Annotated in this window: 15 protein-coding genes; 4 read left to right on the top strand and 11 right to left on the bottom strand. The window is 64.0% G+C overall.

Features of this window, described 5'->3' with window-relative positions:
• Positions 1–419: 419 nt before the first annotated feature.
• The 9 genes from WFJ36_RS07905 to WFJ36_RS07865 all read right to left on the bottom strand — a co-directional run bounded on the left by WFJ36_RS07905 (position 420) and on the right by WFJ36_RS07865 (position 8,560).
• Entirely contained in the window at positions 420–602 is a 183-nt protein-coding gene (locus tag WFJ36_RS07905) for a helix-turn-helix domain-containing protein (RefSeq protein ID WP_217316618.1), read from the bottom strand.
• Between the two features lie 48 nt (positions 603–650).
• Complete coding sequence (locus tag WFJ36_RS07900; RefSeq protein ID WP_217316619.1) at positions 651–1,472, bottom strand: hypothetical protein; 822 nt, start codon at positions 1,470–1,472, stop codon at positions 651–653.
• Complete coding sequence (locus WFJ36_RS07895) at positions 1,465–1,878, bottom strand: hypothetical protein (RefSeq protein ID WP_217316620.1); 414 nt, start codon at positions 1,876–1,878, stop codon at positions 1,465–1,467. The genes WFJ36_RS07900 and WFJ36_RS07895 overlap by 8 nt, the downstream gene beginning before the upstream one ends.
• 31 nt (positions 1,879–1,909) lie before the next feature.
• Complete coding sequence (locus WFJ36_RS07890; protein WP_336643064.1) at positions 1,910–2,293, bottom strand: hypothetical protein; 384 nt, start codon at positions 2,291–2,293, stop codon at positions 1,910–1,912.
• Between the two features lie 71 nt (positions 2,294–2,364).
• On the bottom strand, positions 2,365–2,646 hold the full coding sequence (locus tag WFJ36_RS07885; RefSeq protein WP_217316622.1) for a helix-turn-helix transcriptional regulator: 282 nt from the start codon (positions 2,644–2,646) through the stop codon (positions 2,365–2,367).
• Positions 2,647–2,735: 89 nt separating this feature from the next.
• Complete coding sequence (locus tag WFJ36_RS07880) at positions 2,736–3,155, bottom strand: hypothetical protein (RefSeq protein WP_217316623.1); 420 nt, start codon at positions 3,153–3,155, stop codon at positions 2,736–2,738.
• Positions 3,148–5,064 (bottom strand): hypothetical protein, encoded by a 1,917-nt coding sequence (locus WFJ36_RS07875; protein WP_336643063.1) that lies wholly within the window; start codon positions 5,062–5,064, stop codon positions 3,148–3,150. Before WFJ36_RS07875 ends, WFJ36_RS07880 begins: the two co-directional genes overlap by 8 nt.
• A gap of 185 nt (positions 5,065–5,249) precedes the next feature.
• Entirely contained in the window at positions 5,250–7,040 is a 1,791-nt protein-coding gene (locus tag WFJ36_RS07870; protein ID WP_217316625.1) for a hypothetical protein, read from the bottom strand.
• Between the two features lie 26 nt (positions 7,041–7,066).
• A complete protein-coding gene (locus tag WFJ36_RS07865; RefSeq protein ID WP_336643062.1) occupies positions 7,067–8,560 on the bottom strand; it encodes a tyrosine-type recombinase/integrase in 1,494 nt (497 codons plus the stop codon).
• 88 nt (positions 8,561–8,648) lie between these two features.
• On the opposite strand from WFJ36_RS07865, the gene WFJ36_RS07860 reads away from it, so the two are divergent.
• Both WFJ36_RS07860 and WFJ36_RS07855 read left to right on the top strand, forming a co-directional pair.
• Entirely contained in the window at positions 8,649–10,670 is a 2,022-nt protein-coding gene (locus WFJ36_RS07860) for a type ISP restriction/modification enzyme (protein ID WP_336643061.1), read from the top strand.
• A gap of 35 nt (positions 10,671–10,705) precedes the next feature.
• Positions 10,706–11,623, top strand: coding sequence for a restriction endonuclease (locus WFJ36_RS07855; RefSeq protein ID WP_336643060.1), 918 nt, complete (start codon positions 10,706–10,708; stop codon positions 11,621–11,623).
• A gap of 336 nt (positions 11,624–11,959) precedes the next feature.
• Here WFJ36_RS07855 and WFJ36_RS07850 read toward each other — a convergent pair whose 3' ends face one another.
• Entirely contained in the window at positions 11,960–12,574 is a 615-nt protein-coding gene (locus tag WFJ36_RS07850) for a MerR family transcriptional regulator (protein WP_336643059.1), read from the bottom strand.
• Between the two features lie 70 nt (positions 12,575–12,644).
• Here WFJ36_RS07850 and WFJ36_RS07845 point away from each other — a divergent pair, with 70 nt between their 5' ends.
• Positions 12,645–13,163 carry a monooxygenase family protein gene (locus WFJ36_RS07845; protein WP_336643058.1) on the top strand — a complete coding sequence of 173 codons (519 nt, stop codon included), beginning with the start codon at positions 12,645–12,647 and terminating at the stop codon, positions 13,161–13,163.
• Positions 13,164–13,175: 12 nt separating this feature from the next.
• Here WFJ36_RS07845 and WFJ36_RS07840 read toward each other — a convergent pair whose 3' ends face one another.
• A complete protein-coding gene (locus tag WFJ36_RS07840) occupies positions 13,176–13,349 on the bottom strand; it encodes a hypothetical protein (protein ID WP_157544415.1) in 174 nt (57 codons plus the stop codon).
• Between the two features lie 116 nt (positions 13,350–13,465).
• Between WFJ36_RS07840 and WFJ36_RS07835 the strand changes: the two genes are divergently transcribed.
• Positions 13,466–14,464 (top strand): hypothetical protein, encoded by a 999-nt coding sequence (locus WFJ36_RS07835; protein ID WP_336643057.1) that lies wholly within the window; start codon positions 13,466–13,468, stop codon positions 14,462–14,464.
• Positions 14,465–14,516: the final 52 nt, after the last annotated feature.

Below are 14,516 nucleotides of genomic sequence, written 5' to 3'. Positions count from 1 at the left end.
GACCGCGCGCAGCTGATGCGGCAGCGGCTGCACGTCGCTGGTGCCGAGGGCGGCCTGCGGATCGAAGAGGTACGCGAGCTTCATCCGACGCGCCTCAGCGGCCAGGAGGAACGAGTTGGGGTCCGCATCGAAGCTGAATACTTGGCCGGCCACGACCTCGCGCACCTGCGAGATCGCGTTGGCGAAGACGATCTTCTCGCCAAGCCCGGTGTCGGTACGATATGCCACGTTCGCCGAGTCGTCAGTGAGGCGCTCGACGGCAACGATCTTCACCGGATGGGGCCCTGCGAGGCCGGTCACGGTCGCGCCAACACGGACGAGATCAAACATCGATGAGGTCGTCACGACTCTCGTTCACTCCCTCGGTTGGCAAGTTGATCAGGATACGTTGGGCCGGCGACATTGCGGCCGATCGGGGGCTAGTCTGTGGCGCCGGCATCCCCTCGACGCACCCAGTCGTCGACCTCGCTCGCCTGGAACTTCCACAGGCGCCCGACCTTGTGCGCCGGCATCCCCTTGTCGGAGATCCAGGCATAAATCGTGTCTTTCGTCACACCCAAGTGCTCAGCGATGTCGTCGGCAGAGAGCCATGGTTCGGACATTCACGCCCCTATGCAGATTGAGCCGGAAGTTTCCGGGTATGACCGAGCCTACCCCGAGCGCTCGGTATCCGAGCCATCGCCATTCGCCCTTGTCGTGCCCTCGCCGCCAATCACCTCGAGAAGCTCCTCGAGCTGTAGGTGAAGGACGTCGTAGGCCTGCATGTAGAACATGTGATCCATGGCTGACGGCGGTGTGTCGTCGAGGTCCGCGAGTACCTCTCGAGCCTCGCGGATCGCTGTCTGCAGCCGGGTCTCGATTCCGGGCAGGCTCTGGATCCAGGCGTCGATCACGCTGAACGGGATCGGTGCGAAGCCGTAGGCGTCGACGCCGACATGGAACTGGTGGCCGTTGGGGCCGTGGTCGCGGGCATGCGTGTGCCCGTGGAGAAGCGGGATGCCGTCGTCCCAGCGCGGGCGATGCGACGTGTGTCGATCCTGTTCCTGGCTGTCACCGCCGTACGGGTAGTGCGAGGCAATGATCCTGTACCCGTGGCGCGTCCCTTCGATCACCTCTGGGAGGATCTCCCACCCCGCCGCTTCGTACATGGGCGTGAATCTCTCGATCGCCCGTTTCGACTGGGTTGCGGGCGAGACGCGATCGTGGTTCCCAGGCACGAGTAGCTTGCGCCCGTTGAGCCGCGCGGTGAGCCCGATCGATTCCTCGATCGGACCGAGTGCTACGTCACCAAGGTGCAGGACGACGCTGCCTGGTGAGACCGTGTCGTTCCACCGGCGCACAAGGTCGTCGTTCATCTCGTCGACCGTGGAGTATGGCCGACCGGCCAGCTCGCTGATGCGGGCGTGGCTGAAGTGGGTGTCGGAGGTGACGAAGTCGACCTGGTCGAAGTCAAACCACGGATATTCACGCATCGCCGACTGAAGCTCCGGACTCAGTTTCGTTGAGGCCGAACGCCCGCCGGAGCGTGCGCTCCGCGTCGCCTGCGGGCTCGGGAGGCAGCTGGGCGATCTCGCTCTGCAGCTGCTCCCGCGCATCTTCGATCAGTCCCCGGTTCTCGTCGCGCCACTCCCGAACGCCAGAGTCGCGCAGAAGCCCATGCCCTGCACTGCCGTCGTATCCGAGTAGTAGCTCTGTGCCGAGGGCGGACGCCATGACGCGTGCATCGACGGTGCGGCTCGCGCGCAGGATGGACAGCGTCGTTGCGGCATCCGCGCCCGACACGTCGACGCGGTAGTTCTGGATGTCGCCGTGCTCGGTTGTCTCGGTGCCGACATGAGTGACGACGATGGTGCGATCGCCGATGATGATCTCGCGCATGCGACCTCCTGACATCGAGCCGGCCAAGCTATCAGCAATTGACGCCGGCGCGGCCGTGGATACGCCCTGGCCGAACGACGTCGTCGTGTCCCGGAATGTAGGCAATCGCGCCGAGTCGGGACCAGTAGCTGATCAGCCAAAGGTGCAAGAGATCGGTCTGCTCGCGGCGTTCGAGCAAGGTGCGGTCCGGGTCTTCGATGATGTCGTCCCAATCGGGGCTCGAGAACACGGCATCGATCAGCTCGGCGCACGATGGGCCGGTACCGTGTCGATCCCACCACGCGAGAGTCAGTCGCCCTGCTTGGGTTGCGTTCGTGGAGCCCCCGGGTTCTTCGATGATCCCGATGAGTGCGCTGAGGTAGGGATCTTCGGCGGCCAGGACGAAGGAATCTTGGTTCAGTTCCGCCGCGCTCATACAGTGCAGAATGCCATACGGATTAGGCCTCATGCGGTAGTGGGTGGTGCCTCGACTCTCCGGTGTTGGAATCAGCGGATCGTGAGATCAGGAGTATCGGCTGGCAGGAGGTCGCCAATCTCCACGTCGAGCACCTGCGCCACGGCCAACAGCGTCCTGACTGACGGGTTCGCGGGAGTGCCTGGCCGAGACTCGCCCTTCTCGAGCTTCTGATACGTGTAGCGACTGAGGTTCGCCTCGTACGCGACACGATCTTGGCTGTAGCCGACGCGCGCCCGCTCGCGCTGAATGTTCTGACCAAGCTCGCGGGCGTATTGTTCCCAGGCGGTCGGTGGAGTCGCGTGGGAGGGCACGCACCCAGGCTTCCGATTAGGCCTTCGCAAGTAGGCCTAATCGGTATGGCAATCTCGGCCTGCAGCGGGAGTCCCGGCGCGTGAAGCGATCAGCTGCCGCGAGGCGTGGGTGTGGGGGAACGCTTCATCGGAGTGACGTTGCGCGTTGGGTCTTCACCGCGGAGCAGCTGATTCTCGACGTGCAGCTCGGCCACCGCGGTCGCTGCGATCGTGAGTTGCGCCTCGAGTTCGCGAATTCGCGCGCGGAGGCCCGCGATCTGTGTCCCACGGTCCGCGAGTGATCGGTTGAGCGCTTCGAGTTCACGATCGCGCGGCTGGGTTCCGCCTGCCCGCAATGCCCACTCTTCGAGCACGGACTTCGCGCGGTTCATCGTCGCGCGGCTGACACCGGCTTCGCGGTAGAGGTTCTCCTTGATGAGACGGCCGTCGGTGCGCACTGCTGTGCCAGCGAAGAGCCGCTCCATCGCATCGCGGAGCTTGCGTTCCGACGTGCTGATGGGTTCAGGCATCCGTGAATCTCCTCGTGATCTTGCGTACGTCTTTGAGTTCGGCCTCGAGCTGCTCGCGATTGTGCGACGCCATGCTGCGGTCGCGGAGCTTTGCCACCAGATCGCGCTCTTCGGCGACCCACACGGGCGCGTGTTCATCGGTCACGACCGAATTGCCGCAGGTGGTCGGCTTGCACCGGTTGGGGATCACACCGCTTGCGGCAGCCTCGGCAGACAGACCTTTGAGGCAGGCCGCCTGTTCCGGATCGCCGAGGCAGTGGTTGATCGTTCCCCACCGCAGCGTGCTGAAGCGGTCACGCAGCAGAGTGCGCAGGGTCCGCTCATCTCCGACCTTCACTGCGATGTCGACCTCGGCGGTGGCGTTCACGAGCTCGTCTCGGAAGCGTTGTGCGCCTGCGCCGGCGAGCTTGATGTCGTCGACAGAGTCGGACGACCACATGCCGACGAGGCGTGAGGCGACGGCCTCCTGCAGTTCGTGCTCGAACTCGGCGGCCCACTCGGGCGTTTCGCTCGCATACCCAGACGTTGTGCCGTTCGCTACGGCCCGACGCGCTGCGTGCTTCAGCTGGATACCGAGCGCGACTTCGCCATCCGGTTGTTGGGCAGTGATGACGGCCATCGTGCGTCGAAACATGTGCGGGGCGAGATGGAAGTGTGGGATCGGCTCGAAGCCGGCCTCTCGCCCAATGTCGTTGAGCTGGGGTATGAGCTTCTTCAACTCGTCGTGCCGGTCGAAGGTCACCAGTTGGCCTTCGCTCTTCTGGCTGCGTCGACTCGATCCGAAGACGGCTTCGCCCACCGCGAGCCGCTCGGCGACGCTGATCGCCTGTGCTACCGGCTCGATGATCCACCAGTTGCGGCGATGCGTTCCGCGCTTGCCTTTCCGTAACTGGGATGCGACCGCGGGCGCACCGTAGAAGGTCGTGAGCGCTCCCTTCTTGATGCTCAGCAGCTCGGAGTCGCGCATCATCGAAAGTGCCGCACAGAAGACGTAGCACGCGTTGCGAAGAACCTTGAGTTGAACTCGAATCGTGGCCGGATCGAAGCCATCGATCCAAGGGCCGGTGGAGCCGTCGGCCTTCCGCACGTCCGTGATCTTCGAGCGCAGGCCACCGCGCGCAGTGGAGATCTCGCCGGCGTCGATGGCTCTGGCGATTCGTTCGCGTCGGCGCCGCACCTCACTCCGTGATGTCTCGGCGAATAGGTGTTTGCTGTGGCCATCGGAAACGAGCAGCGATAGGAGAGTCCAGTGGATCTCACCTTCCGTGAAGCGGCCGGCGGACATGCGATGGAGGGGAACAGTCGACCCGGCGGCGACGAGCCAGGTCTCGATTGCGTCGTCGGGATCGCGGACAGCACGGCGTTCCTCGGGTGGACGCTCGAGAGTCGACCATTTGTCGGCGGCCGCGAAGATGTCGTGCGAGAAGACATCGATGTACTGCCAGCAGGCGCGAAGTAGCGGCCACCAGACGTGAGGTGGGATGACGGGCGTGCTCAGCTCCTCGCTGAACTTCTGCCCGCTCAGCGCGATCGTGGTCGCCTCACCCCACGGGCGGAACGGGATCCCTCCACCTGTGATGACCCGGTCGTACTGGTGGAGCGCACGGACGGACTCAATCGCTGCGCGCGTGGAGGACGGGGGAATGCTCGGCTTGATGTCACCAAGGAAGCAGTCGAGATCCGCTTGGTGGAGCTCATTCAGGGGGACACTGTCGAGGTGCTCGGCATGCCAGGACGCGAATCTCTTGAGTCCGTCGAGTCTTGTGCGGATCGTCTTGGTCTGCGCGGGCGCGGCGGTCAGGTAGAGGCTCTGATCACGAAGGACCTGGTGTCCCGGATTGAGCATGGCCATCGCGATCTCGCGGGCGCGAAGATTCCAGTCTCCGGTGAACGCGCCGAAGAGCAGCACCGCTGAGTGGCGCCCCGCCGCGGGGTTCCAACCGAGTGCGCGCAAGTCCCAGCGGGAGTCGTCACCGAACGAAGAGACGGGGTACGACTCCTCTCGATAGTGATGAGGGAGCACAGATTGCTGGGCGCGCCAGTAGGTGCTGGCGGGGGCGAGTCTCGAGGCATGGCGTGCGGCAGAATCAAGACTCACAGGTGGACTCCTCGCTGAGCGATGGGGACGTGGACGACTGCGTCGAGATCGTGGGAGCGTTGCGCTCGCTCTCGCTCCGCCGGAGTGAACTCATCCAGGATGCGCTCGATGTTCCTGAGCTGCTGTCCATGGGTTGCCGCGAACTGGGCGGGCTCCATCTCGTTCTGGTGTCCGCGAAGGATCTCGCGATAGGCGAGGATTCGAGGCAGGTGGTCGGTGAACACGATCGCGTTGGGGCACGCGAAGCACATCGATGGCCGATGCTCGCATAGACGCCCGCTTCGGCCGTAGGGAGAGTCGTACGGTGAGCTGCAGTGCGCGACGTTCATGGCTCGATCCGTCGACGTCGACTCCAACTCGGCAACCGCAGCCACCGCAAGCTCGGGTCGCTCACCAGCCCGGATCGACGCAGCACTGGCCTTCACGAACACTGGGCCGCTGACACGGTCGAAGACCTGCTGTTGAGCTGCGTTGACCGCTGCGCCGGCCAGCACGTGAACTGTCGTCGTCTGCGCGTAGTGGCGCTGGTAGACGGCGATGCTGTGGTCATCGCCTGCCGCAATGTCGGCGCTTCGGAGCACCGCCGCTCGCACACTCTTGACTGTCTTTCGCAGTCGGCGCGCGTCGTGAGGTCTGGAGATGGCAGGTGTGATCGACGTCAGAAGGGACGAGAACGAATTCGAGAACGAATCTGGGCGTACCTCAAGGCGTCTTGACGAAGTTCGGAACACGCTCAAGAACAGGGCGTCATGCACCGGCGACGGGCTGGCTTCCCTCAGTTCCCTCGCCCTGGAAGTCGCAGCGAGAACCCGCTCGATGAGATCGCCCGACTTCCATCCGCTGCCGCTGGCAGATCCGGACGTGGCGCAGCGTACGATCCGGCTGCGGTGGGCGCGGGCCTTGTACAGACGGACGCGTAGCGTGTCGGGGTCTGAGATGTCGATGTCGCTCAGCGAGACGTTCGACCACTCCTCGGGAGCGGCGCCCGTCTCGAGCTGCAGCAGCGTCCTGAACGCGACCAGGTCGTCGCTCGAGGGATAGAGATATGACAGCAATCGCCTGACAACCCGGCCGGAGCCTCCATACGTCGTCGCGTGTTCGGTTTCGAACGCCTCGTGCAGGTCGTTGAGGACGCCTCGGTCGCACGCCAGCATGGCCTCGCGCTCCACCATGATGCCGTCCGTCCGTCCCAGGTGGTGGATGCCCCAGAGGATATCTTCCGCGCGTGACCACCCGTCACCGCGAGGATCGCGCCCGACCTCGAGCAGTTGATGTCCGATCGAGAGTCGCTCCTCCAGCTCTCGGATGCGGCTGCGGCAGGTATCACGAATCGCAAGTCGCTCGGCATTCGAGAACTCGTCGAGAGGCGTCGCGCCGCCGCCCTGATGCAAGACCTGCCCGTCGGCCCACCGCTCGACGTCGAGGCCGACGTCTCGACCGTTCGCGATGTGGACTCGGACCAACCTTCGAAGCTGTCGACCGTACTTGTACGGCATGGTGCTCTCGGCGGGGTACGCGGCAGCCAGCCCCGACTCCCACTCATGGATCCCGTCGACCACGACGCGATCGGCCCATGCGAGGCTTGCGGTTCGCGGGCACGCATTGGTGAGACTGCGAAGGAGACTGATGACCGCAACACGGTACTGATATGCCGTGCCGTCAGCCAGCGCGAACGTGCGTCTCATGTCGACGAGTGCGTCCGAGAGCTCAGCGGCCAGGATCGGGTGCGCGAAGTCCAGCGGTCTGATCGTGCCGTCGTTGCTCCCGCCCGCGATCGTGAACGTCATCCGACGAGGGGAGAGGTCGTGGCCGGTCATTCTGCCTTCCGATCCGCGAGGACGGCGTCGGCGAAGGTCGCGGCCTCGTCGCTCCAGCTCTCGAACACGTCCTGGATGAGTGCGTCTGTGTCCTCGATGTATCGCAGGTAGATCATGGTCGTGGCAGGGTTCGAATGGCCAAGAAGTCGCTGCACAGTCAGTCTCGGGTTGATCGCTATGTGCTCGGACAGAGTGGCCGGTCCGAGGTTGCCAGCGCGGCGGTCGGCCTCACGGGCGAGCGCGACATCGGTGAGTGCCTTGAGGAGCACGACGGCGAAGGTGTGACGCAGATCATGCGGTGTGATTTGCGCTCGGCGCCCTCCCATCTCAACTTCAGCGAGCTCAAGGGTGCGACGACTCGCCGCGGCAAACGTGGCATGCCAGGCTCGTCGACTTATCGGTAGCCCCCCTCGGCCCAGGAACAATCCCAGCGCCTCGAGCCCGTGATCGCGTTCGATCACCGCGATTCGGCGCAGGTGCGGCGGGAGGAGATGTAGTGGCCATCTCGACCGGCGCCCGTCGAGCCGCCCACGGATGACGCCGGCAGAGACGTCGAGCTCGTCGACGACAAACAGATCGGCTCGACGCGACCATAGTGAGTTGGCAGATGCGCGAACGACGACACGGCGCTCCGTTCGGCGATAGAGGTCGACGGCGCGCAGTGCGGTGAGCGGAACATGGACACGGCGCCGCTTCTGGTACTTGGCGCATGCTTCGAGGAGTACGGAGGCACCCGTGCCGGCGGGTGCGGGCAGCTCGGCATCCAGCAACGTCGAAAACTCGCCGAGTCGCATCCCTGTCGTCACGGCGACCTGCGCGCCAGCCTGGGAACGCAAGCTCGTTCTTCCCCGCCAACTCGCATCCAGCTCGCCGAGTGCGGTTTGCCCACCGAGGCCGATGTCGCGGAATGCGCGCCACTGCGCCTGACTCAACGGGCGTATGTCTGGCTCACTCCGCCACGGGTTGCGAAGCGCTGACGATCTCCCGATGGTGATCCACGGCTCACGACGAACCTGCCCGGTCTGCACGAGAAGCTGGTAGATCCCGTGAACGACGACGACGTCGCGTCGCCAGGTTGCCGGCGAGACTGCGCGATCCCCACCGCCGAGCCGCCACTCTCGGTACGCGACGATATCGTCGGCCGACGCGTGCACCACGTCAGTCCCACGATCTTCGAGGAATCCAGCGAAGCGAAGCGCGTCGTACGCGTAGTTGCGCACTGTCGACGTTGACGTCGAACCCGCAATGATCCGGAAGTAGGTCTGCCAGGGGTCAACCGGTCGCCATCGATCGTCGAGCAGCACGGGCAGTCCGTCGGGAAGCGAACGTGAGCTCGCGTAGACGTCGCGCGTGTCTTCGTCGACGTCAGTGGGCACGGCGAGTTGGTGGTTGATGAAACGCAGATGCATCGCTCTCCGAGGTTGTTCGGGTGGTCGATTGAGACACTGACCGAACGTACACATAACCTTCACTGGCACCGGCACGTTCATCGTCCGGCTCCTCCAGTCCGGGCTGATCGACCAGCAGGATCTGCTGCGCAAGTACACGCAAGAGCTTCACGCGAACGAGATCCTGCTCATGGCGTACTACATCGCCGCGATCAACATCGAAGCGACCTTCCACGCCCTCCAGCAGGATCATGCAGGTGAGGGCGGCGAGTATGCCGATGCGGATGCTGTCGGTTATGAGCCGTTCGGCGGGATTGTGCTCACCGACACGTTCCAGATGACTGAAGACGGCGACGCGCTCGACGAGCGCATGTTCACTTCGAACAGCGACCGCGTCGTCGAACAGAACGCGCTCGACATCCGCGTAATCGTCGGCAACCCGCCCTACTCGGTCGGTCAGACCAGCGGCAACGACAACAACGCCAACCTGAAGTACCCGACGCTCGATGCGTCGATTCGGGACACTTACGTTGCATGCTCTACGAGCAAGAGCCCGCGGTCAATGTACGACTCCTACGTCCGAGCCATCCGGTGGGCATCCAACCGCGTGCTGAAGTCCGAACACGGTGGCATCATCTGCTATGTCTCCAACGGCGGCTACATCGATTCCACTTCAGCAGACGGGCTCCGCAAGACCTTCAGCCGCGAGTTTCACGACATCTACGTCTACAACCTGCGCGGCAATCAGCGCACCGCCGGTGAGCAGAGCCGTAAAGAAGGCGGCAAGATCTTCGACGCAGGCTCAAGAAACACCGTCGCGATCCTGCTTCTCATCAAGCGAGCCGGCAACGTCGCCGATAGCACTCTGCACTATAAGGACATTGGCGACTATCTCACACGCGACGAGAAACTCACCACCGTCGACGGCGCGACCATCAAGACACTTGACTGGCAGATAATCACCCCGAACCCGGAGGGTGACTGGATCAACCAGCGCGACCCAAACTATGAGCGATATCCTTCGCTATCCTCTGCAAAGAACTCGACCGGCATCTTCGCTTTCCCTGGTAACGGTCCGGTGTCAAGCCGTGACGCCTGGGTGTACGGATATTCGCGCCGCATAGTGCTCGAGAATGTTTCCCGTATGATCGCAAACTTCAACAAGGAAGTATCGTTTGCGGAGCAGAAGGCTGGTGGGGATGCAGAAGATCCTTCAAATGAATCCGATGGGACACGGATAAATTGGTCGCGCGGTCTGCGGAGGATGTTCGTGAATCGCCGTCGACTATCAATTGACTCGCGAGCTATGTCAACAGCGCTCTATCGCCCCTTTTCGAAGCAATACCTATACCTCGGGGCTGGAATGTTGGAGCTCCCCGGCGCACACAAGACGTGGTTCCCGAGCGTGGCTACAGTCAACTTCGGTTTCTATGTTGTTGGCGCCGGAAGCGACAAACCCTTCTCAGTGCTCTCGACGGATTCTCTGCCCGACTTCTCGCTTTGGGGATCAGGTCAGGGCCAGTTCTTCGCCCGCTATTCCTACACCCAGCCTGACGTGAACCAGTTACTGGCCGAGCCGGAACGCGTCGACAACATCACCGACTGGGCACTCGATGAGTATCAGCGAGAGTACGGCCGTCAGGTCACGAAGGACGACATCTACTTCTACGTGTATGGGCTTCTGCACTCACCCGCGTACCGCGAGCGCTACGCAGCCGACCTGAAGAAGCAGCTGCCACACATTCCGATGGTGCATGGCCATGAACGCTTCGAGGCATTCGCCAACGCCGGGCGGAAGCTGTCGGAGCTGCACATCGGGTACGAAACGGTTGAGCCGTATCCGCTCACCGAGACCATCTACATGGGCGCGCCGGAGGATGCGTACGAGCGGTTCGCGGTGCAGAAGATGAAGTACGCAGGTAAGGCCGGAGCGTGGGACAAGACCCGCATCAGTTACAACGCGTTCATCGACCTCGACGGGATCCCTGAAGAAGCGCAACGCTATATGCTCGGCAGTCGATCTGCGCTGGACTGGATAATCGAGCGGTACCAGGTCCAGACGGACAAGGCGTCCGGCATCGTCAACGATCCCAACGATTGGTCACGCGAGCACGAGCAGCCCCGGTACATTATCGACCTCATCGGCCGCGTCACGACCGTGAGCATCGAAACCATGAAGCTCGTCGACACTCTCCCAGACCTCGCTATCTAAGACCGTATAGCCCGGGCAACACAAGGAAGCATCACATGGCTGAAGCAGACTCGCTCGTCCCCATCTGGCCCATGCTCGTCGTTCCTACGCTGCAGGTGCTCTCGGATGGACAGAGCCGCCATCGTCGCGAGATCTTCGATGCGGTCGCCGATTACGCGAACGTGGGAGACGAGGCGCGCGCCGAGACCCTGAAGTCCGGCGGTACGCGCTTCGAGCAACGCATGGGGTGGGCGTTAAGCAACCTCAGTAAGGCGCAGTGGGTTGACCGGCCCGAACGCGGAAGGTATCTGATCAACGACGCAGGTCGCACGGCGTTGGCACAGTACCCCGACGGATTCGACTACAGCCTGGCCAAGGTAGTGTTCGCACCCTTCTGGCCCGAAAAGACGAAGGCCGACTCGATGCACGCGACCACCTCACCACAAGCAGACGAAGTCTCCGATCCGGTTGAGGTGATCGAGGACGCGATCGCTCGCATCGAGGCGCGCGTCGGCGACGACCTCCTCGACCGATTGCGCGACAGCCATCCCGACTTCTTCGAGCAAGCGGTCGTCGACCTTCTGCTGAAGATGGGATACGGCGGTGCGGCCCAAAGAGGCAAGCGCATCGGCGGCACCAATGATGAGGGGGTCGACGGCCTCATCGACCAAGACGCGCTCGGCATTGATCAGGTCTACATCCAGGCCAAACGCTACAAAGAAGGCAACAACGTCGGGCGCGAGGCGATCCAAGCGTTCGTCGGAGCGCTGCATGGCTTCGGGGCATCTCGCGGTGTGTTCCTCACGACCAGCGCTTTCACTAGTGGTGCAATCGAGTACGCGAACAAGGTGCCGTCGCGGATCATCCTGATCGACGGCTCCCGGCTTGTAGAGCTCATGATCGCGTATCGCGTCGGCGTTCAGGAGGAGAAGCACTTCAGCGCCGTCGAGGTCGACGAGGACTACTTCAACTGACCGCCGACTCCTCGCCCCGTGTTCGGCGGGATTCGAGATCGACCGGGATCAACCGCGCGGCGATATCGTCGGGTCATGGGGACGACGCCTGCCGCGAAAGCGGCGTCACTACGTGCCGCAGTTCCGCCTGCGAGGATTCGCGGACGAAGGGAGTATCACCGAAGCTACCGCAACAAGAAGGGCAAGCAGAATGCCGGGCACCTGAAGGATGCGTTCGGGAACCACGAACTGCTGACGTTCATCCGGAACGTCTCCGAGTGCTGCTAACGCGTGCGATGCGAGGGACATACGTGTACGTGTGTGAGCCAGCGCTGAGGGAGCGTCTAGCGACCGCGTTCATGCGCTAGTTCCCCCGAATCTCTCCCCCGAGCTCACCTGCTGCGCCGCCCGCCGCAACGCCAGTAACAGCGGCTCCACCAGCACCGACCCCAGCACCACGTACCGCACCGCGGCTTCCGCAGACTCCTCCGGCACCCCCGCGATCTCCGCATCCGCGATTCGTCGCGCACTCGCGAGGTACTCCGCCATCACCGCCTCCGGAACGGTGAACCCGACGCGCTCCAGCGCCTGCAGCGCCCGCGCGACTGCATGCAGCACAGCCGGATCACACAGCCCCGGCTTCCACCCGAGTCGGGCGGCGAGCGCCTCAGCGCCGGCGAGGTCCAACGCGTCGTCGGCCGGCGGGGTGATCGCGGCGTGCGCGGTCCCCAGCAGCTCGTGCGGGTTCACGGGTGGGTCATCCAGCGCCGCGACCACCCGACGCGTCTCGGCGATGCTCACGCCCGCGTCGAGCAGCGCTCGGATCACCCGCAGCCGCTCGACGTGCTTCTCGCCGTACGTGGCCTGCGTCGCGGAGGTGCGCTCGCCCTCGGGCAGCAGCCCCTCGCGCAGGTAGTACTTGATCGTCGGCACGGTCACGCCGGTCTGCGCTGACAGTTCGGAAATCCTCATGGCCACCTCTTGACTTCGATAGTAGCGCTATCCATTATGGATAGCATCGCTATCCAATCGAGGAGTCGCCATGTCGAAAGTCGTCACGGGCCGCATGACCCACCACCACGAGGGCGAGCTCGTCGTGTTCCACATCGGCATGCAGATCAACCGCTGGTGGCGCCCCGACCTGTGGCTGCCGGCGTTCGTCGCGATGCCGCGCATGCTCCGCGAGCTCAGCACCGAGACAGACTCCGGGCTGCTGGGCTACCAGCTCCTCCTCGGGTCGGGCGGGCCCTACGTCGTGCAGTTCTGGTCGTCCGTCGACAAGCTCTACGCCTATGCGTCGAACCCGGACCAGCAGCATCGTCCGGCGTGGACCGCCTTCAACCGCGCCGCCCGCAAGGCTCCGGGAGCGGTCGGCGTGTGGCACGAGACGTTCCTCGTCGACACCGCCGAGAGCGTGTACGTCTCGACGAAGCGCATGGGCCTCGCAGCCGCGACGGAGCACGTTCCCGTACCGCGACGCCACCACCGTGCGCAGGCGCGATTCACGGACGGACGGACAGTGGCCCCCGCGGCAGCGCCCGCGCACGACCCAACGGCGTGAGGCAGGTCGCGCTCAACGTCCGGACGGACGGCGAGGTGCGGATGGCATGCGCCCCCGGCCACGGCTCCGGCGACGCGCGATCACTCGCGCCACCGCGCGCACGAGCAGGAACGCGAGCACGAGGATCACGACCGCGACCGCTGCGGTGATGGCGAACCCGGTCCAGCTGAAGAACGACGCGTCCATGCCTGGATCCTAGCGCTCCGCATGCTCCTGGGCAGGCCCCTCGAATATATTGCATACGTCATCGTATGAGGTCTTCAATTGGTCACAGGCGGGCAATTGATCTGATCGGAGAGAACGTGCGCAAACACCTCAGACTCGCCAGCCTGCTCACCGCTGCGATCGTCGGCTCATCATCCCTCGCAACCGTCCCGGCCGCCTCCGCGGATACCGGTGCGGACGGAACCGACCTCGCGACCGAGGAGATCGTCGCGCTGGTCACGGAGGTCGCGCCCGTGCCCATCACCGCTGCCCAAACGACCGAGAGTTCCGAGCAGATCGTGGCCACCCTCGACGGCGGCGGAAAGGCCACGATTGCCGCGGCACCGGACGACGGGATCTCCGTCCTCTTGCCCGACGGTGAGGAAACGATGTCCGTGTCGCTTCCCGGCGCTGGCCACCTTGATGACGCGACCGTCGGAGAGGACGGGTCAGTGACCTATCTCGGCGACGCGAACACGCCATCGATCAACGTCATCGCCGGCGAGGAGGAGATTCGCGCGAGCGCGATCATTAGCGATGCCTCGCAGACCGAGCGCTTCGAGTACGACTTCGGCGGAGGGGTGTCGGTCGAGGTCCAGCAGGACGGTAGTGCGATCGCCTATATGGCCGAAGAGGTCACCGACCCGGACACGGGCGCGACGTCCCTTGTCGAGAAGATCATCGCCGACGTCGCGGTGCCATGGGCGCGGGATGCCGCCGGCGTCAACGTGCCGACACGATACGAGTCATCCGGATCGGCTCTGATCCAGGTCGTCGAGCACCGCGGCGGCGACTACGCGTACCCGATCGTCGCGGACCCGACGTTCGACCGCCCCAACTTCTTCCAGTACCGCATGCGATTCAACCGAGCGGAGACGGCCATCATCTATGACAAAGGCCTTGGCGCACTCGGAGGGCTCGCGTGCGGGACCATGGCACCCGTCTGCCTCCTCGCCGCGGGATCACTGGTGTGGAACGCCGGCATCGCTGAGAAGTCCCGACCGAAGAAGTGTGTGCAGGTGACGGCGACCCAGCCCTATGTCGCCCCCGGTCTCGTCTGGTGGGTCGATACCTACCGCGGCGGACCTTGCCGGTGAGGAACAGACGATGAAGCCCACGTGGTTCTCAACGATCACACGCCCTCGAAGC

It is taken from the genome of Microbacterium sp. MMO-113 (assembly GCF_037148555.1).
In the GTDB taxonomy this organism is placed as follows: domain Bacteria; phylum Actinomycetota; class Actinomycetes; order Actinomycetales; family Microbacteriaceae; genus Microbacterium.
Note: the sequence above shows the minus strand (reverse complement) of the source record. Positions and strands in the feature narration are given on the sequence as shown.

Coding starts and splice junctions, on each gene's coding strand:
- WFJ36_RS07905 (WP_217316618.1), bottom strand. CDS start 602: ATGTCCGAACCATGGCTCTCTGCCGACGACATCGCTGAGCACTTGGGT.
- WFJ36_RS07860 (WP_336643061.1), top strand. CDS start 8,649: ATGGCGTACTACATCGCCGCGATCAACATCGAAGCGACCTTCCACGCC.
- WFJ36_RS07845 (WP_336643058.1), top strand. CDS start 12,645: ATGTCGAAAGTCGTCACGGGCCGCATGACCCACCACCACGAGGGCGAG.
- WFJ36_RS07880 (WP_217316623.1), bottom strand. CDS start 3,155: ATGCCTGAACCCATCAGCACGTCGGAACGCAAGCTCCGCGATGCGATG.
- WFJ36_RS07850 (WP_336643059.1), bottom strand. CDS start 12,574: ATGAGGATTTCCGAACTGTCAGCGCAGACCGGCGTGACCGTGCCGACG.
- WFJ36_RS07855 (WP_336643060.1), top strand. CDS start 10,706: ATGGCTGAAGCAGACTCGCTCGTCCCCATCTGGCCCATGCTCGTCGTT.
- WFJ36_RS07865 (WP_336643062.1), bottom strand. CDS start 8,560: ATGAACGTGCCGGTGCCAGTGAAGGTTATGTGTACGTTCGGTCAGTGT.
- WFJ36_RS07840 (WP_157544415.1), bottom strand. CDS start 13,349: ATGGACGCGTCGTTCTTCAGCTGGACCGGGTTCGCCATCACCGCAGCG.
- WFJ36_RS07870 (WP_217316625.1), bottom strand. CDS start 7,040: ATGACGTTCACGATCGCGGGCGGGAGCAACGACGGCACGATCAGACCG.
- WFJ36_RS07900 (WP_217316619.1), bottom strand. CDS start 1,472: ATGCGTGAATATCCGTGGTTTGACTTCGACCAGGTCGACTTCGTCACC.
- WFJ36_RS07895 (WP_217316620.1), bottom strand. CDS start 1,878: ATGCGCGAGATCATCATCGGCGATCGCACCATCGTCGTCACTCATGTC.
- WFJ36_RS07890 (WP_336643064.1), bottom strand. CDS start 2,293: ATGAGCGCGGCGGAACTGAACCAAGATTCCTTCGTCCTGGCCGCCGAA.